Source organism: Mycobacterium sp. 852002-51971_SCH5477799-a, assembly GCF_001667145.1.
Taxonomy (GTDB): Bacteria; Actinomycetota; Actinomycetes; order Mycobacteriales; family Mycobacteriaceae; genus Mycobacterium.
Map to the genome: position 1 here is coordinate 1 of NZ_LZIF01000088.1, position 18,175 is coordinate 18,175.

Consider the following 18,175-nt stretch of genomic DNA (forward strand, 5'->3'; position numbering starts at 1 on the left):
GCGGCCGGCGGGGGCTCGGGAACCGCGGCCGGCGGCGGCGCCGCCTCTTGGACCGGTGGGGGCGCCTGTCGGACGGACGGCGGCGGCACGTATTGCGGCGCCTGCCGGGTCGGGGCGCGATACACCGGGGCCGCGGGTGGCTGGGTGACCGGGGCCTGCGGCGCCGGCTGCTGCACCGGCGACGGTGCCGGGGCGGCCACCTCCGCCGGGCTGGGTGCAGGCGAGGACGGCGGAGGCACCGGACTCGGGGCGGGCAGCTGCGCCTGCGGCGGATTGCTCGGCGGGTTGTTCGGCGGGGGCGCAGGCAGCTGAACGACGGGGGTGGCGACGCCCGAATTGTGGCGGTCGACCGGGCGATCCGATGTCAACGTCACCAGCACCACGCCGCCTACCGCGGCGACGATGCCGACCAAGGCGCTGCCGGCGAGCAGCATGGACCAGGGGCGGCGGCGCGGCGGCTTCTCTTCGTCGTCCGCGACGGCGCTGTATGCCCGCGCGTCGGTGCCGACGTCGGCGTTGCCCCAGATGTCCAGGTACGTCGAGCCGAGCGCGGGGAGACTCAGCTCTCCGGTGCTCGGGTCCAGCGCGTAGGCCAGGGCTGCGGTCGACGATGCGAACAGCGGGGCGTTCGCCGAGGCCAGCGCCGCGCCGCGCGCCAAGGCCATGTCCGGCTCCTCGGGGGCGGTGACCGGAAGTGGGGTGGCCGCCTCGAGCGTGGATTTCAGCGCCACGATGTTGGTTCCGCATCCGATCAGGAACACCCCGTCGGCCCGTGACCCGCGAGCGTCCAGGCCGGCGACCATCGTCGCCAGTTCTGCGGACGGTTCCCCGGCGTGACCCTCGCCGGTCTGGCGGCGGTGCAGATCGACGATGGACCCGTCGGCGACGTCGACGACGGCCAGCGTCGCGTTGGCCGGCTCGACGAACAGCATCGCGAGGCGTTCGTAACCCAGCGCGTAACCCACGGTCTGCGCGAGCGCGGCCGCGGCGAGCAACGGTGCGACCAACATCACGCCACCCAATTCATAGGTGGCGATCGCCTCCCGCAGTGCGCCGACGCCGGCGGGATCACTCCAGGTCACCCCGGTTGAGGTGAGTCGGTGACCGCCCTCCAACACCCCTTCGCGGCTGCCGATGATCGCGTCGATCACCCGATCGACAGCACCAGCCGCCGAATTATCAACGGCCCCAACCTCGAACTCTTCTTGTTCGACGGTCACGCCGTCGGCATTTTGGCCTTCGATCGCTACCAGGCGGACTGTCCTGGGAGCCATCGACACCCCAAGCACGATGTCCACGTAACGCCTCCAAGGTTCTTTTTCAACGCCCTCGACGAGGGCATGACGGGATGAATCCCGCCCGAACTTGGTGACATAAACGTTACGCGCGTGCAGCTAATTGCGCAGGCGGTGTGCCTACGCAGGACTAACGGCTAATAACCCGGCCCGAGGTACGGATTCTGCGCGCTGCCCGGGTACTGCGGGTACTGGGGGTACTGGGGATATTGCGGGTACTGCGGAGTCGCAGGTGCCTGCTGCTGCGGAACCGGCACCGGGATCGGGATGGGCAGCAGCGGAACATGGATCCATTCCGTGGTCATCGGCACCGTCGTGGTGGTGGTCGTCGGCGGGGGCGGCGGCGTGGTGGTCTCCACCGGCGGCGGCACCGTCGTGGTTACCGACGGTGACGGCGGCACCGTCGTGGTGACCGTCGGTTGCGGTGGCGCGGTGGTCGGCGGCGCCGTATGCCTCGGGGTGTAGACGGGCGCCGGCGGCGCGGTGGTGACCACCACCGGAGGCGGCGGCGGTGACGACGGCGGCGGTTCCGGCGGTGGCGGCGGCGGGCTCGGAATGGGCTGCGCGCTGGGCGGCGGGGGCGGCGGTACCGCGGTCGGCGGTGGCGGCGCGGCCGGACGCGGCGCGACGGAGTTCGCCGGTGGCGCCGGCAGGGGCGCGACCGAGGGCGGGGCCGGATGGTTTTCTATGCCGGTCAGCGTGTAGGCCACGCCGCCGATCGCCGTCATGGCGACCACGGCCGACATGCCGATGATCAACTGGGAGAACCGAAGACGCAGCCAGGGCCGGCGTTCCGGCGGCGGTTCAATGACATTGAGCCGCATCGACCAGCCGGCCGGGCCGTCCTCGTCGTAGGTTTCGCCACCGAACCGCATCCGTAAATCGCCGGGATATTCGGTTTGTGACCAAGCCAATTCGCGATCGGTCAGCGCCTCATCATCGATCACCAACACATCGCCGGCCCCCAGGTCGACGACGTCACCGGCGGCGTCGGCCGAGGCGAGCAGACCTATCGACGTACGCGTGCGCAGATCCAACTCGCCGCCGCGCGAGGCCAGGATCAGCGCCCCGCTCGCCGCGGCCAGCGCGGGCTGCGAGGGCGTCAGGATCGGCATGCGGCCGTGCGTCGAAAGCCGTTCGGTGACAAGCGGAATGCGCGCGCCCCCACCGACCGTGACCACCGCGACAAGGTCCGTCCAACTCGTGCGGTGGCGCACCAGCATGTCGTCGAAGGCGTAGATGAAGCCGGTCAGCCGGTCCTGCATCATGTCTTCGAGGTCGTCTTGCGTCAACGTCAAACTGCAACTGCGCCCACCCAGCACCGCGGTGACCTCGGTGGTCATGTCGGTGGAGAGCCGCTCCTTGGCCGCACGGCATTGTTGCCTGAGTTCAACGAGCTGCCCGACACCGGCGGTGCTAGCGGGGTCCAGGCCGCTGCCATGCCCCAGCTCCTCGAACGTCCGCAGCTGCAATTCCTGATCGATCTCGTCACCGGACAACGCGGCGTAACGCATGGTGGCGCTGACGAGTTCGAAATCCCCCGCGACATTGACCAATGTGGCCGACGTGCCGCTGCCGCCGAAGTCGAGCAGCCCCACCACGCCCTCGTCGGGCAGGCCGAGCTCGGACTTCACCGCCGTCAGCGACGCGATCGCGTCCGAAACCAGCCGCGGCGCCATTCCGCTTCGCACGAAGCCCAGATGGGTTCGTAGAGCGTCGCGCAACGCCTGCACCGTCACGGGCTTCCAATGCGCCGGCACCGCGATCGAAATCTCCGAGCACGCCGCGTCCGCACCGGCCGCGAGCACCATCGCGTCCAGCGCCTCCACCGTCAGCAGTTCCGGGTCGTGCGCGGAACCGTCGGGTGACACCAGCGCAACGGAATCGCCGATGCGCTCGATAAAGCCCTTCATCGGTACGCCAGGCTCGGTTAGGTACGGGTTCTCATCGGGTGCACCGATTTTCGGTGCACAGTGCGGGTAAAGGGTCAGCACGGACCGGCGGGTAACCGGTGGGCTTCCATTACGCGCAGCGACCAGGTTCGTGGTCCCGATCGACAACCCAAGTGGGTCGTACATAGAGCGAAACCTTCGTCTATAGGGGTCGGTGGCCAGCGTTAACGATAGCCGCGGACACGCGGAAAGCCGATGCTTCGCAATGTCATTGGTATTCCGTCGATGCGCGTGCGTCACCGAAGCGGTACCGAAAACCCCTTGACAAACAGCTTTCGCTACAAAACCGTCAGCGGCAGCGAACGCCTGGGCTCGAACTGGAAGGTCGATCCCCCGCTGACCCTGACCACGGAAACCTCTGGCAGTTCCTCGGTGGGAGTGTCGGTTTCAATCAGTTCCGCCGTCCAGTCGGTGGCCGTTCCGCTAGCTCGGACCTCGATGTGCGGGTCCACCGCGGTGGCGATCGCCTGGAGCGGCTGGGCGGATTCCGGCGAGCACAGCGAGATCCAGGATCGGTCGTCATGGGCTGGGGACGCGTGGACGTGCAGCCGGTTCGATTCCGTCTCGGCGACAACGTAGGCAGAAGGATTGAGCAGCGGATGCAGCTCGAGGACGCGCAGCACACCTTCGATCCCGCCCGGGAGTTTCAGTGCGCGATGAATGCGCTCGGCGGCCATCCCCGCGATGCCGATCAGGCCGCGGGTGCACACGCCGACGGCTTCGTCGTCGTTGGCGGCGCGTGCCCGCACCGCGATCGCGAAGGACAGGTAGAGCAGGTGCATCTGCAGGCATACCTCGTCGGCCATCCGGACCAGCGCCGAATGCGAAAAGGCGGCGAAGTCGAAATCGGACAGCAACGGCCCGGAGTAATCCGCCTGCCCGTCGTCCGAGCAATCGATGGCATCGAGTTCCCATGTCGCAGCGCGCGTTCGGCTGACGATGTCGAGGGCCGGGATGCTTTGCGCTTCGGGATAGGACTCGTCGATGATCACGGTCCACGCGCAGTGCGGATGCCGGTCCGCCGGTGTGCGCGGAGGGCGGTGGATGGGACGCACCTGGGCGCGCGGGTTGGTGGCGATCGCGGTGGCGTCGAAGGTCGGATCCTCGATGGTGTGGCACATGCCGAACACGTACTGCTCGCCCATCGGCTCGACGTCGAGCAGGGCGCCACAGTGGTCGAGGTGAAATTCTCCGTGCCAGCGATCGTGGACGGTATACCGGAAATCCATGAATTGCGGTGGCGCACCGATGTCGAGCTGCAGGCCCTTGAAGATGGTGACCACATCGTCGCCCTGATAGTTCAGCGCCTTCTGCATGCGCCGGGTGTAGATCGGGCTGGCGCCCGCCCACTCCTCGATGGCGATCTGGACCATCTCGTCGCGGCCGAACGAGGAAATGCACCAGGCCATCCCGGATCGGTCGATCAGCTGCCCGATCAGCAGCAGTTCGGGAACCAAGACGGCGAGTTCGTCGCGGGACAATCGCGCATAACGCGAGGGGCTGCTCACGCCCCAAAAATAGACTCGACTATGTTATAAAGTCAACAATGCCCATTGCCACTGGCCAGACGTCTGATCGCCCGGTCGGCCCGACCCGGCGAACCACCGCGCCACGCAAGCGCGGCGACGACACTCGGGCGAAGATCATCGATGAGACGGTCCGCTGCATCGTCGAGGAGGGATTCTCCGCCGCCACCGCCAAACACGTGGCCGAACGCGCGGGCGTGACCTGGGGGGTCATCCAGTACCACTTCGGGGATCGCCACCGTCTGCTAATGGCCGTGGTGGACGACGGGGTGGCCCGACTGGTAGACAGCCTGTCGTCGGCCGACGTCAGCGAGCTACCCCTGCGCAGGCGCATCGAGGTGGTCGTCGACACCGCCTGGAGCTGCTACAGCAGCCCGACGTCGATGGCCGCCTTCGAAATTCTGCGCGAGACCCGCGGCGGGGCCGACCCGTCCTCGCGGCGCCACCTGCTCGACATGAACGCCGCGGTCGGCCAGCTGGGCAGATTGATCACCACCGACCCCGCGCATGCCGGTGTGGCCGAGGTCATTTGGGCCACGCTGCGCGGTGTGGTGCTGGCACAGATGGTCACCGGCGCCGCGATCGATTGGAGCCTGGAACGACGTGCCCTCGTCGACATGGTGACCCGTGTGCTCTCCGAGGGCCCGGGGCACCGCGACACGTAAACCACACACACGACACGCCGCGCGAATTCGCACTGGTTTAAGTCTCGGTCGCCCAACCCGTCCGACCGGCTCAAGATTCGCAGTTTCCGTGTGCTGCAATGACGGGATGACCCTCGACGATCTGGCCGATATCGAAGCCATCAAGCAAGTCAAATACCGGTATCTGCGCGCGCTGGACACCAAGCATTGGGACGACTTCACCGACACCCTGGCCGAGGACATCAAGGCCGACTACGGGCCATCGATCGGCAACGAGCTGCACTTCACCAACCGGGCCGACCTGGTGGAGTACATGCGTACCTCGCTGCCCGCCAACGTCATCACCGAACACCGGGTGACCCATCCGGACATCACCGTCGACGGCGACACCGCAACGGGCAGTTGGTATCTGCAGGACCGGGTCATGGTCGCCGATTTCAATTTCATGTTGATCGGGGCCGCCTTCTATCGCGACACCTACCGTCGCACCGAGGCCGGCTGGAAGATCAGCGGCACCGGTTACGACCGAACCTATGACGCCACAATGTCTTTGGAGGGCCTGAACTTCACGCTCAAACCCGGTCGCGCCATCGCCTCGGATTGAGGAGCTACTTGGTGATGGCGATGACCGCGCCAGGCCGCAGCCATTTCATGATCGACACCAGCTGAGCGTCGTCCACCGCCACGCAGCCCTCGGTGGGTTTGCCGTCGGTGGTGTGGAAGAAGAACGCGGCGCCCCCACCCGGGGTCTTGTTCTTGTTGACGCCCATCACCACGGCGTGTTTGTACTGGGGGATCTGCAGGTTCTCGCTGTCACCGGTGTTGAACGGGCACTGCGCCTTCTGGCATACCTGCATGGAATTGAACGTGGGGCTGTGGTCGTCGCCGCTCCACCAGTAGTTGGTGCCGGAAACCTGGGTGTAGGGCAACCCAGTGCCGGGATTCGGCGCGGTGCCGAACGCGGAGTCGAGGCTATACACGCCCATCGGGGTGGCCGGCACACCGCTCTTGGCCTGGGGCGCCAATCCCGCCGAACCGACGTGGGTGGGAATGCCGGATCGCAGCGACTGCCAACCGGTGCCGGTGCGCTGGAAGATCTCCATGTTCGCGTTGGAGCCGCCGGTGCTCACCACCGAAACCACCTGGGTCGCATTGCCGACCGCGTTCGCGAACCAGGGAGCGCCCGCCGCCGCACCCACCGGCGCCAACACCACCGACGCGAAGATTACGCACGCCGCGGCGCACAGCGAAGCGAGCAGTCGGTGCATGCACTCCATCGTTGAACGCGCACATCTTCGGGGTCAAGTAAAGCTTTAGCCCCAGTTAGGTCACCGCGTCGTGACCAAATGCCCGCCGGGACAGCATAGTTAGCGCGTTACGGCGGTTTCGGTCGCGCGCCGCGCGCCGGCCGATCGCGTGATCGAGGGCCGAAAAATCAAGAGACACAACAGGAAATAGAGATATCCCAGCGACCAGCCGGCCAGCACGTCCGACGGGTAATGTACGTTCAGCGCAACCCGGGAGACGCCGACCGTCAGCAGCGACACCGCCACCCCCGCGACCGCGATGCCGCGGATCATCCGGTTGAGCATCGGAAAGAAAAAGCACAGTACGGCGAGCAGCGCGGCCATCGCCTCCAGCGCATGCCCCGATGGAAAGGAGGTGGAGGGCGCGGCGACCAACATGGTCGCCGGGCGCGGCCGGTTGACCAGGGCCTTGGCCGCCGCGGTCCCGAACTCGTTGAGCGGCCCGCACGCGAAAGCCAGCACCAGCGCGGCCCGCAGATTGCGCATCATCAGCGCGATTGTCGTCATCGCAATGCCCAGCGCGGACATCGGGACCGGACCCAACGCATAGGACACGCCCTCCCAAAACCGTAGCCACAGCGGGTGTTTGAGCGCGACGTCGCGAGCCGCGTTCAGCAACGACCAATCCATCCGGTACAGCCAGTCCCACTGCTGGACATATCCGACCCACAGCAGCGCGTACAGCGTCGCGGCGAACGCGGCGATCCCGGCGGCCATCGGTGTGCTCGGGCGCGTCATAACCAACCGATACCAGCAGAGCCGCCGCCGTCACCGTGCGACCCGCCGCTTGGCGGCGCTCGCGCGTCATACTGTCGATATGGCCGTCTTCGTCCGTAGGTTGTTCGGCATCGGCAAGCTGCCCGACGAGCTGCATGCCCAGCTCGAGTCGGAAGGCCTCACCTACCACGCCGATTACGTCGCCGTGACCCGCCGATTCAGCGGCACCATCCCCGGCGTGCGGTTGCCGCACAGCGTCGCCAGCTACACCGGTTCGCTGGTCTTCACCTCGGAGCGGGTGCTGGCGACGCTGTCCATGCTGCCCCGGCTGGCGGGCCCGACCGTCAACGTGCGCTGGGACGCGCCGCAGACGGGAGCCGCGCAGGTGGAGATTTCGCCGACCGGGCTGCAGGTCGACGCCGACGTCTCCCGGGTCGACGAGAAGTTCACCGGCGAGTTGTCGCTGCACTACAAAGTGGCCATTCCCGACGACGTTGTCGCCGGCCTGCCCCGACGGTCGCTGGCGTTCGATATGCCGCCGGAGTACGTGTTCCGCGCGGTCGGGGTTACCTATAGTCCCTGATCGTGATGCGCGGCCAGGGTGGCTGCCGCAGCACCGCGAGGGTGCCGATCACGGCGGCCAGCAGACCGGTGATCACCCCGATCAGCGCGATCCGGCTGTTGTCCACGGCCGGGGTCCAGGAGGCCTGCCCGTCGCGGATGGCGAACACACCCAGCGGCTTGGTCACCACGATGACCGTGGTGCCGTCCGGGGTCTGATAGGGCTCGCCGTAATTGCGGCCGGCGCCGTGTTCGGTGGCCAGCTGATCGAGCACGTCGGAAGGCTTCACAGAAAACCACTCCCTTCCTGGGTTCACCAGGTCTTGGGTCTGGGCACGGTCTACGCTAGCGCCGATTTCCTACGATGGCAGGCGTGACAGGTGAGGCATTCAGCCCGCAAGAGCGCCAGGCCGTCTATCGCGTCATCTACGAGCGCCGCGACATGCGCCGATTCATTCCGGATGCGGTGGTGGACGAGGCCGTGCTGGCGCGATTGCTGCAGGCCGCGCACGCCGCGCCCAGCGTCGGGCTGATGCAGCCGTGGCGCTTCATCCGGATCACCGGCGCCTCGCTGCGACGGCGCATTCATGCCCTGGTCGACGAGGAACGCCCGCGCACCGCGAAGGCCCTGGGTGAGCGATCCGACGAGTTCCTGGCGCTCAAGGTGGAGGGCATCCTCGAGTGCGCGGAGTTGTTCGTGGTGGCGCTGGGCGACGGCCGCGACGCGCACGTGTTCGGCCGGCGGACGCTGCCGCAGATGGACCTGGCGTCGGTGTCGTGCGCGATCCAGAACCTGTGGCTGGCGGCCCGGTCCGAGGGCCTCGGCATGGGCTGGGTCTCCCTGTTCGATCCGCAACGGCTGGCGGCGCTGCTGGGCATGCCGTCAGGCGCCGAACCGGTGGCCATCCTGTGCCTGGGGCCGGTGCCCGAATTTCCCGATCGCCCGGCGCTGGAACTGGACGGCTGGGCCGTCGGGCGTCCGTTGTCGGAGTTCGTCTGCGAAAACCGATGGGGTCAATTGCCGACGCCCTGATACTCAGGAAGCACCCGGGGAGGTTGGGGTAACGTCGCCGGTCGCAAGGCAATGTGAGAGGTGACGCCATTGATGCCGGGCGACATAGCAGACCAAAAACGGAATACGGGCTTTCGCGACAACGTGCTGATCGTGCACTGGCACGACCTGGGGCGCCACCTCGGTGTCTACGGCCACCCCGACGTGTCGAGCCCGCGACTGGACCGCCTTGCCGCCGAGGGCATCCTGTTCACCCGGGCGCACGCCACCGCGCCGCTGTGCTCGCCATCGCGCGGGTCACTGTTCACCGGTCGCTACCCGCACAACAACGGCCTCATCGGCCTGGCCCACCACGGCTGGGAATACCGCGACGGGATCCGGACCCTGCCCCAAATATTGTCCGAATCGGGCTGGTACTCGGCGCTTTTCGGCATGCAACACGAGACCTCCTACCCGAAGCGGTTGGGTTTCGACGAGTTCGACGTGTCGAACTCGTATTGCGACTACGTGGCCGACAAGGCCGACGAGTGGCTGCGACAAAGCGCCGAAGGCCTTGTCGGGCAGCCGTTTTTGTTGACCGCCGGCTTCTTCGAGACGCACCGGCCCTATCCGCACGACCGCTACACGCCGGCCGACAGCGCCACGGTGGATCCGCCCGATTACCTGCCCGACACCCCCGAGGTGCGCGGCGACCTCGCCGACTTCTACGGGGCCATCAGCACCGCGGATGCCGCCGTGGGCCGGCTGCTGGACGCGCTGGCCGACACCGGTTTGGACGCCACCACCTGGGTGGTGTTCTTCACCGATCACGGCCCGGCGTTCCCCCGGGCTAAATCCACGCTGTATGACGCCGGTACCGGCATCGGCATGATCATTCGTCCGCCCACCGGCCGGGCGATAACACCGCGCGTCTACGACGAGCTGTTCAGCGCCGTCGACTTGGTCCCGACGTTGTTGGGACTGTTGGGGATTGACGCTCCCGCTGACGTCGACGGCATCTCACACGCGCCCGGCCTGCTGGAGCCGGAGCCAACCGCACCCGTGCGCGAGCACGTCTACACCATGAAGACCTACCACGACTCCTTCGATCCGATTCGCGCGATTCGCACCAAGGACTACAGCTACATCGAGAACTACGTGCCCCGGCCGCTGCTGGATCTGCCGTTGGACATCCAGGAAAGCCCGTCCGGGCTGGCCGTCGCGCCGCTCGTCACGGCGCCGCGGCCCGAGCGGGAGCTCTATGATCTGCGCACCGACCCCACCGAGACCACCAACCTGCTGGCCGATGACAACACGGAAGCGGCCGAGGTAGCGGCTAACCTTGCTGTGCTGCTGGATGATTGGCGTCAGAGCACCGGCGACGTCATCCCGTCGGAATTCGCCGGCACCCGCATCTCCGCGCGGTACACCGAAACGTATCTGCAGATCCACCGCGCGAAGCCGACCCCGCGCTCGGGGATCGCCGCCGACCGGGGCATCGAAGAAGGCAAGCCCACACAGCGCTGATCCCTCAGAATGACGCAAAAGTCGTCGACGCACCGGGGGGATCGGCAGGCGCTGGGTTATCCGGCTGAGCGGCTCGAGCCACCCACCTCCGCGATGAGGAACACCCGCCGGAACGGGAAGATCGTCGCACCGTCGGATCGCGGCGGATAGGCGTCCTGTAGCAGCGGGATCAGCTCCTCGCGGAACTGCTCCCACGCCTTGTCGTCGAGGCGCTCGCGCACCGGAACCAGCGCGGTGCCGGTGATCCACTCCAGCACCGGATGCTCGCCGGTCAGCTGATGCAGGTAGGTCGTTTCCCAGACGTCCACCTTGCATCCCGCGTCGAGCAGCAGGTTGACATAGTGCGCCGGCGGCTGGACCACGGCCCCAACACGAAATGGTATGTCGCGCAGCAATTTCGCATACGGCTCCCGGCGGGCCAGCGCCCGCACCGCGGCGTAGGACGGCGATTCGAAGTTGCCCGGCATCTGCACACCGATCCACGATCCGGGCGCCAGCTGCCGCGCCCACCGCAGCAGCAGGTCGGCATGCTCGGGCACCCAGTGCAGGGCCGCGTTGCTGACCACCACGTCGGTATCGGGTTTGGGCTTCCAGTCGCGCAGGTCACCGGTGACGGCGTCGATGCCGCGTTCCTTGGCCGCGGCAACCATCTCCGGTGAGCTGTCCATCGCCTCGATCACCGCGTCGGGCCAACGCCGGGCCAGATACTTGGTCAGGTGGCCGGGGCCGCATCCGAGATCGACGACGCGGCGCGCCCGCTCGGCGCCCACCCGCGACAACAGGTCGTAGAAGGGGCGCGCGCGGTGGTCGGCGAAGGCCAGATAGACGTCCGGATCCCACATGTCGATCCTCCCGATCCTCGCGCCGCCGCTAGCCGCCCGATAGCAAACCGTATAACTCCTATGGTGCGCCGCCGCGGCCCGGATGGTCCCGAGATAACACCGCGGCGACCGAATCCGAGCGAACGCCCAGGAACGCGCGTTCGTCCGGCTACCATCGGCGTTCGTGGCGCCCGACTCAGATCCGATCGACCCGCCCATTCCCGTTCCGGAGGTTTCCGGCGCCGATCTGCCGGCCGGCGCCGGCGGACTACCCCCCCGCTCGGCCTTGTCGCCCCGCCAGCGAATGGTAGTCGAGGCATCGGCCCTCGGCGATCTGGCCCTGCGCACCTGGGTGGCCTCGCTGCTCTGCTCCACGGTGGCGCCGTTCGTGGCCGCCAGCACGCTGCGGCAATCCGATTCCGCCGCCGAGCGCGACAACCTCGAGTTCTATGCGGAGTTGGGGGCGGCGAAGGACCCGTCGCGGTCCTTTCCGGCACCCACGGAGGTGCCCCGGGTCGTATCGCGGCGGGCCAGTCCGCTGACGGAGTGGATCGCGCGCGGCACGGTCGAGAACATCGCGTTCCCCAGCAGTTTCACCGCCGTCAACCCGGCCATGCGCGCCCAGTGGGGCGCCTGGCGGGCCAACAACACCGTGCGCGCGCAGCATTGGCGCCACGACGATGGGCCGCGTCCCACCCTGTGCGTGATCCACGGCTTCTTGGGATCGTCGTATCTGGCCAACGGGCGGTTCTTTTCGCTGCCCTGGTACTACCGGTCCGGCTACGACGTGCTGATGTATACGTTGCCCTTTCACGGCAAGCGGGCCGAAAGGTATTCACCCTTCAGTGGTTTCGGCTATTTCGCCGGTGGGCTCAGTGGTTTCGCCGAGGCCATGGCGCAGGCCGTGCACGATTTTCGTTCCATCATCGACTATCTGCATCACACCGGGGTAGACCGCATCGCGCTCACCGGCATCTCGCTCGGCGGGTATACCTCGGCGCTGGTGGCCTCGGCCGACGATCGGCTCGAGGCGGTGATCCCCAACTGTCCCGTCGTCACCCCGTCGACGTTGTTCGACGAATGGTTTCCGGCCAACAAGCTGGTCCGGCTGGGCCTGCGCCTCTCCGACATCAGCCACGACGACCTGGCGGCTGGGCTTGCGTACCATTGCCCGCTGAACTACCCGCCGCTGGTGCCCCGGGACCGTCGGATGATCATCACCGGACTCGGCGACCGGATGGCGCCGCCCGACCATGCCGTCAAGCTATGGCAACACTGGGATCAATGTGCGCTGCACTGGTTTCCGGGCAGCCACGTGCTGCACGTCAGCCAGCTGGATTACCTGCGCCGGATGACCACGTTCCTGCGGGAGGTCATGTTCTGACCACCTCGACGGTGTCGGCGGTGTCGCCGGTCTGGCCGGGGGAGGCGCGATGGGCTCCGCCGAGCAGGGTGGGCCAGTGCAGCTGCGCGAGCAGATTCTCCGGCGCCGGGGCGTGTCCGTCCAGCCGGCGCGTGGACAGCAGGTCGAGCGCCGTCAACGCGGGCAGGTGATTTCCGCGTTGCGGGGTCAGCCCCGTTACCGGCGCTTTGCCATCCGGGCCGGTCTCCGTCTGGAACGCACAGGCCACCGCGACGGTGGGCGTGCCTTTGTCACCGGCGATTTCCAACGCGGTGCACGTTTCGCGCGCGGAATACGCCCGGATCGCCTCCAAGGTCTTCGGCAGCGCGTCATCCACCGGAACTTGGTATGCGGCAAGGTAATCCGAGGCACCGCGCTGCACTCCGCGCCACCTCTCGCGGGGGTTGGACGTCAGCAGCCGCGGGATGTCGTCGGCCGCGACCGTGGTCGCTTCCCAACCGATCTCCCTCAGATGGTCGGCCAGCCGGCGGGCCGCGACCTGAGCGGTCTCGTGCAGCGGGATCCGCGGTGAACGGGCCTGCAGCGCCGCCAGATTATCCGGCGCTGATACGGTCAGCCCCACCCACGTCTCGCGTCGTGTCACGTCGGAGGCGTTGTCGCGGCTGGTGATTCGGATCTTGTCTGCCCGGACGCCGTAACGATCGAGGTAGCTCGCGATCAACGGGAGCGGCAGCACACCGGCGTCATCCTCCGGCGCGCCGAGGCGAATCAGGGCCGTTGCCGCCGTGTCGGAGGTGCTCGCGGGCACAGCGTTGCCGCGGCCGATCATCGCCAGGCGGCGGCGCAGGATGGTGGTGAAATGCAGACCGCCCCACCAGCCGAACAACACGATCACGACGGCGGCGGCGATGCCCAGTAACCAGTAGTCGCGGGGCGTTCGCCACGGGTAGGCCATGACCGCGGGCACAACGGCCAGCAGCGCCAACGTGATTCGAGCGCTGCCGGGAATCGGTATCCGATGCTTGCTCACGGGGTGGGGTCCTTTCGTCGGCGGGCGGCGATTGCGGTGACTGCGCCAGCCACCGCGACCAGCACGGCCAGCGCGGCGGTGCCGGCCACCGCTACGGTCCGCGGTGTGGTGTCCTTGGGCGCCGGGGCCGCAGGCACGGCCACCGGCTTCACCGATGCCGCGCCGGGCTGGTTGCCGCCGGGCAGTTGCCAGGTCAGGGCCGCCACCGGATCCACGCTGCCGGTGCCGACGACGTTGGACGGGTCGCGGGCGCCGTTATGCGCGGTCGCGGTGATGCGACGCTGCACCGCGGTGGCGTTCAGGTCCGGATACTTACTGCGGACCAGTGCCGCCACACCGGCCACGTAGCCGGCCGCGTAGTCGGTTCCGCTCACGGCGGCGAGTTGCTGGTGCCCGTCAGGCAGGCCGTTGGCCAGCCCGCCGCCGTCCGCGTTGCCGATCGACACGATGCGTTCGCCGGGCGCGGCGACACCCACCCACGGCCCCGCCACGGTGAATTTCGACGGCTGCCCGTCCGGGGTCAGTGATGCCACCGACAGCACGTACGGCTGCCACCACGAGGGGATGGACACCGACGTGACGCCCGCCCAATTTCGCGGATCGTTGGGGCGGCTCAGGTCGGTCAGCGGATTGGACTCACATGTGGCACCGCCGGCCCCCGCTCCACTGTTGCCCGCGCCGGCCACGATCACCGCGTCCTTGTCGACCGCCGCGTAACGGACGGCCGCGCCGAGGGCGGCCTGGTCGACGGGGCGGTCCACGGGCATGCAGGTGGCCGAGCCGATGTCGATCACCAGGGCGCCGAGGTCGGCCGCGTGCACGATCGCCCGGGCGAGCGTCGACACCTCGGCCGATACCCGCGCCAACAGCGGATCGCCCCCCGGCGTCCGCGGCGAGAACTTGGCCGACGTTGTCCTGATCGACACCACCCGCGCCGCGGGCGCCACGCCGGAGAACCCGTCGTCGGCCGAGGGCTGGCCGGCGACGAGCCCGGCCACCAGCGTTCCGTGCCCATCGCAGTCGGTCAGCCCGTCGGTCGTCTCGACGAAATCACCGCCCGGATCCACGTTCGGCAGCCGCGGCCCCGGCCGCACCCCGGTGTCGAGCACCGCCACCAGCTGGCCTTCACCGCGCGAGAATTGCCATGCCGCAGGCAGATTCAGCATCGACTGGCTGGGCGTGATGGCACCGGGATCGCTGCCGGGAACGACCCCCGACGTGCTGCAGGGTCCGCGCTGCTCCATCGGCTGCCCGGGCCCCGGCGCCCCGCTGGGCGGTGCGGCGCCGGGGTCGACCGTCGGCGGACTGATCGCGGATGCCGGCGGACTCGTCCACGTCGCGGCGGCGGGCAGCAAGGCCAATGCCGCTGCGACGCAGGCTGATGTCGGCCGAATCATCGATTGAGCACCAAGCCGAACAGACCGACCACGAAGGCCATCACGGGGATCAGCGACGCGTCGAGCCCGGTCGCGACAAAGCCCACCAGCCGGCGCACCGGCAGCGAGTAGCTTTCCGGCGCGGCGATACCGGGGTTGAGCGCCACAACGATCCACACCGAAACGAGCGCCAGGAGGACCAGCACCGCACCGAGGGCGGCGGCGTAGCGTCCGGTCGAGGTGTAAAGCACCAGCAGCACGCCGGCGGCCAGGAAGGGCTGGGCCAGCAGCCACGCCTTGCACGCGGCCGAGTCCCACACCCTGGCGCGCAGCACCGACGTCGCCGCGGTGGCCGCCACCACGTACCAACCCGCACCGCTGAGCGTTTCGGGCCGCAGCCCGATCGCCACTGAACCCAGGACGCTGAGTAGCACTGCGGCGGCGATGAACCCGCTCTGATGCGCATCGCTGATCCGGACCCGGCGCGGCAGGTCCGCGAGCACCTGCAGGGACGGCGCCGCCGGGGTGGGATCCCCGGGTGCGGGAATGACCGGCAGCGGGAAGCGTGCCCACAGCGCGGACAGTTGAGGCGCCTCGATGGTGACCAGCAGCGCCGCCACGATCAGCCCGCAGCCGATGACGATCGGCTGCAGGTGCCAGAGCAGTGTGGCACCGGCGGCCAGCAGCACCCCGGCGCCCAGCACCGCGGTCGCGGTGAAAAAGCCGGCGATGCGCTCACGTTCGGCGCTGGGCGCCATCAAGGCGATCAGGGACCACGCGGTGACACCGGCGGCGGCCAGGGTCAGTTGGGCGGCGCCGAACTTGCCCGGCACAGCCAGCGCGAGTCCCGCGGCGATGGGAACCAGTGCGGCGATCGAGAGCGCCATGCCGGTTCGCGCCGAGCGCGCGGTGACCAGTAGGCCGACGATCGCGGTCACCGCCGCGACCGCGCTGACCGCGACCAGTCCCAGCAGCGCACCGGTGGCCACCCGGTAGGTGACGGACAGCCCGGTCGCCAGGAACGCCACCACGATCGCAGCGGCCAAAGCGCCACGCTGGATATGCGTTGTGCCCCAAGGCTTGAGCCGGGAAGTCGAGAAGATCATGGCCGCGTCGGCGATGTCTTCGACGATGCCGGGTGCGGCCGGACCGAGCGGCACCGCTTGCAGCGCCAGCAGGTCGCCGTCCACGACTCCGACCGTGTCAAGGCTGGCGTCCAGGCTGAACGGCGCACCACCGATGGGGGCCAGGCTCAATTGGGTCGCCGCACCGATCTCGGCGGCACCGCGTGAGGCGGCGCCGTCTTCCGGGCCGCCGTTGACCGGAACCACCAAACGCTGGACGGCGGGCAGGATCTCGCGCAGCGGCAGCTCCGCAGGCAAGGCCATTTCCGTCAACCTGCTGTCCGCGAGGATTGCCACCCGGACGATCGGCATGACGGTTCCGGACGTCACCGGACCCTCGAAAAGTGTTGTGGCCGTTGCTGGAACATCGTGCTCTCTTTCGTTTACGAGTGTTGGACGGACAGTGTTGACGGGGAAAAGTCTCGGGCCAACCGGTGTTCGGAGAACCATCCGGCGTCTGGCAGTAGGGCGGTCAGTTGTTCGACCGCGACGGCGATCGCAAATGGTGTTCCGGGCGCGAAGGTCGAAACCCACTCGCCGTCGAAGGCGCGGGACGGACTGACCAGCACCCGCCCCTCGCGTGCGTCGACAATGCTCATCCCCACCTCGCTGGTGGAATGCCGGCCGTCGCGGTGGCAGCCGGCGACGATCTCGACGTAACTGCGCGGTCCGTTGAACACCGATTCCACCACCTTCCTCGCCGATTGCGTAATACCCAGGTAGTCAAGGACTTCGCCGAGCGGAGCGCCCGAACGCAGTCGTTCGTCGGCTCGGGCGCCGACTCGCGTCGGCATGCTGAACTCGTCGAACCGAGCGGGCGGCCGGTGCGCGAGGCCGACGGTGAGCACCGGGACCAGCGCACGTGGATCGTCGATGTCCATGGCGGTGAACGTGATGAGCTGCGCGCTGCGCAACGCGACCACCGTGATCGACGGCTTGCCGGCTACACCCGAGCGCTGCGCGACGACGCCGCGCAGCAACTCGGAGCCGACGCCCTCACCGCTGTCCTTGGCCGGCCCGATGTAACGGAGGTCCAGCCACCGCTCCGGAAAACACACCACTTTGATCCACTCGGCGACCGCGGGGTTGACGACTCCGCCTTCCGAGACCAGACCAAGTTCGGTCAGCTCAGCCTTCTGACGGTCGAGGAACGCGTTGCGTTCCGCGGCATCACGATAGGGCGAGGTGATCGCCAATACCCAGGGAAAGCTCCCCGCCCCAATCGTTTCCGCGATGAACCAAGCGTGATCGACCGTCAGCTCGACGGCGTTGGGTGATGCGTTCATTCAGCTGAGAACTAACCGCCCCATTTGGCGGCTTCGGCCTGGTCGCGTGCCAGCATCGACATGGTGTTCGCCTCGTGGGTGCTGGCCATCGACTGGTAGGCGCGCACCAGGCTTTCCATCGCTTGGTTCCACTGGGCCTGCCACACCTGGTAGGTCATACCGGTGTCACCCTGCCAGGCGTTGGACAACGTGGCCTGCTCGCTGGCGATATCGGAACCGAGCCCCTGCATGGTGCCGGCGTAGCCCGACATGTCCGCGGCGTGGTTCAACATCGCCGGGTAGTTGTACATGATCTGCGACATGACAAGTCCTTTCGCGGTTGGTAGCGGTGAGATCAGAAGGCGGTGTAGCCGGACGCGGCGGCGGCATCCGCGGCCACGTAGGTGCCGGCGGCGTCCCCGAGGTTGGCCTGGGCGATGTCCAGCAGGGTGTTGACTCGCGCGGCGACCTCGACGAACCGCGCGTGCGCGGCCTGGAAGGCGGCCGAGGACTCGCCCTGGTGGAACGCCTGCGCCGACATCGCTTCCTGCTCGGCCTGGCTGATCGTGCTGCGCAGCAACGCCGCTTTGGCGCTGAAGGCCGACTGTGCGGCTACCAACTGCGGAATGTGAGCGTCCAACATACTCATGTTGATTCCTTTCTGTTGCGTCCGTTG

19 protein-coding genes are annotated in these 18,175 nt (G+C 68.0%); 6 read left to right on the top strand and 13 right to left on the bottom strand.

From position 1 onward, the window contains the following. The 3 genes from A5753_RS13495 to A5753_RS13505 all read right to left on the bottom strand — a co-directional run. A partial coding sequence (locus A5753_RS13495) for a hypothetical protein (protein WP_067128535.1) occupies positions 1-1,298 on the bottom strand: 1,298 nt, incomplete at its 3' end. Positions 1,299-1,432: 134 nt separating this feature from the next. Continuing rightward, a complete protein-coding gene (locus A5753_RS13500) occupies positions 1,433-3,373 on the bottom strand; it encodes an Hsp70 family protein (RefSeq protein WP_067128538.1) in 1,941 nt (646 codons plus the stop codon). A 152-nt stretch (positions 3,374-3,525) separates the two neighbouring features. Then, positions 3,526-4,755 carry a hypothetical protein gene (locus tag A5753_RS13505; protein ID WP_067128541.1) on the bottom strand — a complete coding sequence of 410 codons (1,230 nt, stop codon included), beginning with the start codon at positions 4,753-4,755 and terminating at the stop codon, positions 3,526-3,528. Positions 4,756-4,793: 38 nt separating this feature from the next. Between A5753_RS13505 and A5753_RS13510 the strand changes: the two genes are divergently transcribed. Beyond that, positions 4,794-5,438: a TetR/AcrR family transcriptional regulator gene (locus A5753_RS13510; RefSeq protein ID WP_067128545.1), complete on the top strand. Its 645-nt coding sequence runs from the start codon at positions 4,794-4,796 to the stop codon at positions 5,436-5,438. A 106-nt stretch (positions 5,439-5,544) separates the two neighbouring features. Next, a complete protein-coding gene (locus tag A5753_RS13515) occupies positions 5,545-6,021 on the top strand; it encodes a nuclear transport factor 2 family protein (RefSeq protein WP_369829315.1) in 477 nt (158 codons plus the stop codon). A 4-nt stretch (positions 6,022-6,025) separates the two neighbouring features. On the opposite strand, the gene A5753_RS13520 is transcribed toward A5753_RS13515, so the two are convergent. Then, positions 6,026-6,685: a L,D-transpeptidase gene (locus A5753_RS13520; protein ID WP_067128615.1), complete on the bottom strand. Its 660-nt coding sequence runs from the start codon at positions 6,683-6,685 to the stop codon at positions 6,026-6,028. Positions 6,686-6,784: 99 nt separating this feature from the next. Beyond that, positions 6,785-7,462, bottom strand: a complete 678-nt coding sequence (locus tag A5753_RS13525) for a phosphatase PAP2 family protein (protein ID WP_067128551.1) — start codon at positions 7,460-7,462, stop codon at positions 6,785-6,787. Between the two features lie 79 nt (positions 7,463-7,541). On the opposite strand from A5753_RS13525, the gene A5753_RS13530 reads away from it, so the two are divergent. After that, entirely contained in the window at positions 7,542-8,024 is a 483-nt protein-coding gene (locus A5753_RS13530) for a hypothetical protein (RefSeq protein WP_067128554.1), read from the top strand. Here the strand turns inward: A5753_RS13530 and A5753_RS13535 are convergent. Continuing rightward, complete coding sequence (locus A5753_RS13535) at positions 8,008-8,292, bottom strand: hypothetical protein (protein ID WP_067128557.1); 285 nt, start codon at positions 8,290-8,292, stop codon at positions 8,008-8,010. The two genes, A5753_RS13530 and A5753_RS13535, sit on opposite strands and share 17 nt — an antisense overlap. A 74-nt stretch (positions 8,293-8,366) precedes the next feature. On the opposite strand from A5753_RS13535, the gene bluB reads away from it, so the two are divergent. Beyond that, positions 8,367-9,035, top strand: coding sequence for a 5,6-dimethylbenzimidazole synthase (bluB, locus tag A5753_RS13540; protein WP_067128560.1), 669 nt, complete (start codon positions 8,367-8,369; stop codon positions 9,033-9,035). Positions 9,036-9,107: 72 nt separating this feature from the next. Continuing rightward, positions 9,108-10,520 (top strand): sulfatase, encoded by a 1,413-nt coding sequence (locus tag A5753_RS13545; protein ID WP_067128562.1) that lies wholly within the window; start codon positions 9,108-9,110, stop codon positions 10,518-10,520. A gap of 56 nt (positions 10,521-10,576) precedes the next feature. On the opposite strand, the gene A5753_RS13550 is transcribed toward A5753_RS13545, so the two are convergent. Further along, positions 10,577-11,362 carry a trans-aconitate 2-methyltransferase gene (locus A5753_RS13550; RefSeq protein ID WP_067128565.1) on the bottom strand — a complete coding sequence of 262 codons (786 nt, stop codon included), beginning with the start codon at positions 11,360-11,362 and terminating at the stop codon, positions 10,577-10,579. A 163-nt stretch (positions 11,363-11,525) separates the two neighbouring features. Here A5753_RS13550 and A5753_RS13555 point away from each other — a divergent pair, with 163 nt between their 5' ends. Beyond that, a complete protein-coding gene (locus A5753_RS13555) occupies positions 11,526-12,725 on the top strand; it encodes a S9 family peptidase (protein ID WP_067128567.1) in 1,200 nt (399 codons plus the stop codon). On the opposite strand, the gene eccE is transcribed toward A5753_RS13555, so the two are convergent. From eccE to A5753_RS13585, 6 genes are all read right to left on the bottom strand, one after another. After that, a complete protein-coding gene (eccE, locus tag A5753_RS13560) occupies positions 12,715-13,734 on the bottom strand; it encodes a type VII secretion protein EccE (RefSeq protein WP_067128570.1) in 1,020 nt (339 codons plus the stop codon). The genes A5753_RS13555 and eccE overlap by 11 nt on opposite strands. Continuing rightward, complete coding sequence (gene mycP, locus A5753_RS13565; RefSeq protein ID WP_067128573.1) at positions 13,731-15,131, bottom strand: type VII secretion-associated serine protease mycosin; 1,401 nt, start codon at positions 15,129-15,131, stop codon at positions 13,731-13,733. The genes eccE and mycP overlap by 4 nt, the downstream gene beginning before the upstream one ends. Then, positions 15,128-16,546: a type VII secretion integral membrane protein EccD gene (eccD, locus tag A5753_RS13570; protein WP_156656093.1), complete on the bottom strand. Its 1,419-nt coding sequence runs from the start codon at positions 16,544-16,546 to the stop codon at positions 15,128-15,130. The genes mycP and eccD overlap by 4 nt, the downstream gene beginning before the upstream one ends. 71 nt (positions 16,547-16,617) lie before the next feature. Continuing rightward, a complete protein-coding gene (locus tag A5753_RS13575; protein ID WP_067128579.1) occupies positions 16,618-17,520 on the bottom strand; it encodes an ESX secretion-associated protein EspG in 903 nt (300 codons plus the stop codon). A gap of 11 nt (positions 17,521-17,531) precedes the next feature. Beyond that, positions 17,532-17,822, bottom strand: a complete 291-nt coding sequence (locus tag A5753_RS13580) for a WXG100 family type VII secretion target (RefSeq protein WP_067128585.1) — start codon at positions 17,820-17,822, stop codon at positions 17,532-17,534. 32 nt (positions 17,823-17,854) lie between these two features. Further along, positions 17,855-18,148 carry a WXG100 family type VII secretion target gene (locus tag A5753_RS13585; RefSeq protein WP_066860115.1) on the bottom strand — a complete coding sequence of 98 codons (294 nt, stop codon included), beginning with the start codon at positions 18,146-18,148 and terminating at the stop codon, positions 17,855-17,857. Between the last annotated feature and the right edge of the window lie 27 nt (positions 18,149-18,175).

Bases quoted from the DNA above. Each gene is read 5' to 3' on its own strand.
- A5753_RS13500 (WP_067128538.1), bottom strand. From the start codon at position 3,373: ATGTACGACCCACTTGGGTTGTCGATCGGGACCACGAACCTGGTCGCT.
- A5753_RS13510 (WP_067128545.1), top strand. From the start codon at position 4,794: ATGCCCATTGCCACTGGCCAGACGTCTGATCGCCCGGTCGGCCCGACC.
- A5753_RS13515 (WP_369829315.1), top strand. From the start codon at position 5,545: ATGACCCTCGACGATCTGGCCGATATCGAAGCCATCAAGCAAGTCAAA.
- A5753_RS13520 (WP_067128615.1), bottom strand. From the start codon at position 6,685: ATGCACCGACTGCTCGCTTCGCTGTGCGCCGCGGCGTGCGTAATCTTC.
- A5753_RS13525 (WP_067128551.1), bottom strand. From the start codon at position 7,462: ATGACGCGCCCGAGCACACCGATGGCCGCCGGGATCGCCGCGTTCGCC.
- A5753_RS13530 (WP_067128554.1), top strand. From the start codon at position 7,542: ATGGCCGTCTTCGTCCGTAGGTTGTTCGGCATCGGCAAGCTGCCCGAC.
- bluB (WP_067128560.1), top strand. From the start codon at position 8,367: ATGGCAGGCGTGACAGGTGAGGCATTCAGCCCGCAAGAGCGCCAGGCC.
- A5753_RS13545 (WP_067128562.1), top strand. From the start codon at position 9,108: ATGCCGGGCGACATAGCAGACCAAAAACGGAATACGGGCTTTCGCGAC.
- A5753_RS13550 (WP_067128565.1), bottom strand. From the start codon at position 11,362: ATGTGGGATCCGGACGTCTATCTGGCCTTCGCCGACCACCGCGCGCGC.
- mycP (WP_067128573.1), bottom strand. From the start codon at position 15,131: ATGATTCGGCCGACATCAGCCTGCGTCGCAGCGGCATTGGCCTTGCTG.
- eccD (WP_156656093.1), bottom strand. From the start codon at position 16,546: ATGCCGATCGTCCGGGTGGCAATCCTCGCGGACAGCAGGTTGACGGAA.
- A5753_RS13575 (WP_067128579.1), bottom strand. From the start codon at position 17,520: ATGAACGCATCACCCAACGCCGTCGAGCTGACGGTCGATCACGCTTGG.
- A5753_RS13580 (WP_067128585.1), bottom strand. From the start codon at position 17,822: ATGTCGCAGATCATGTACAACTACCCGGCGATGTTGAACCACGCCGCG.
- A5753_RS13585 (WP_066860115.1), bottom strand. From the start codon at position 18,148: ATGAGTATGTTGGACGCTCACATTCCGCAGTTGGTAGCCGCACAGTCG.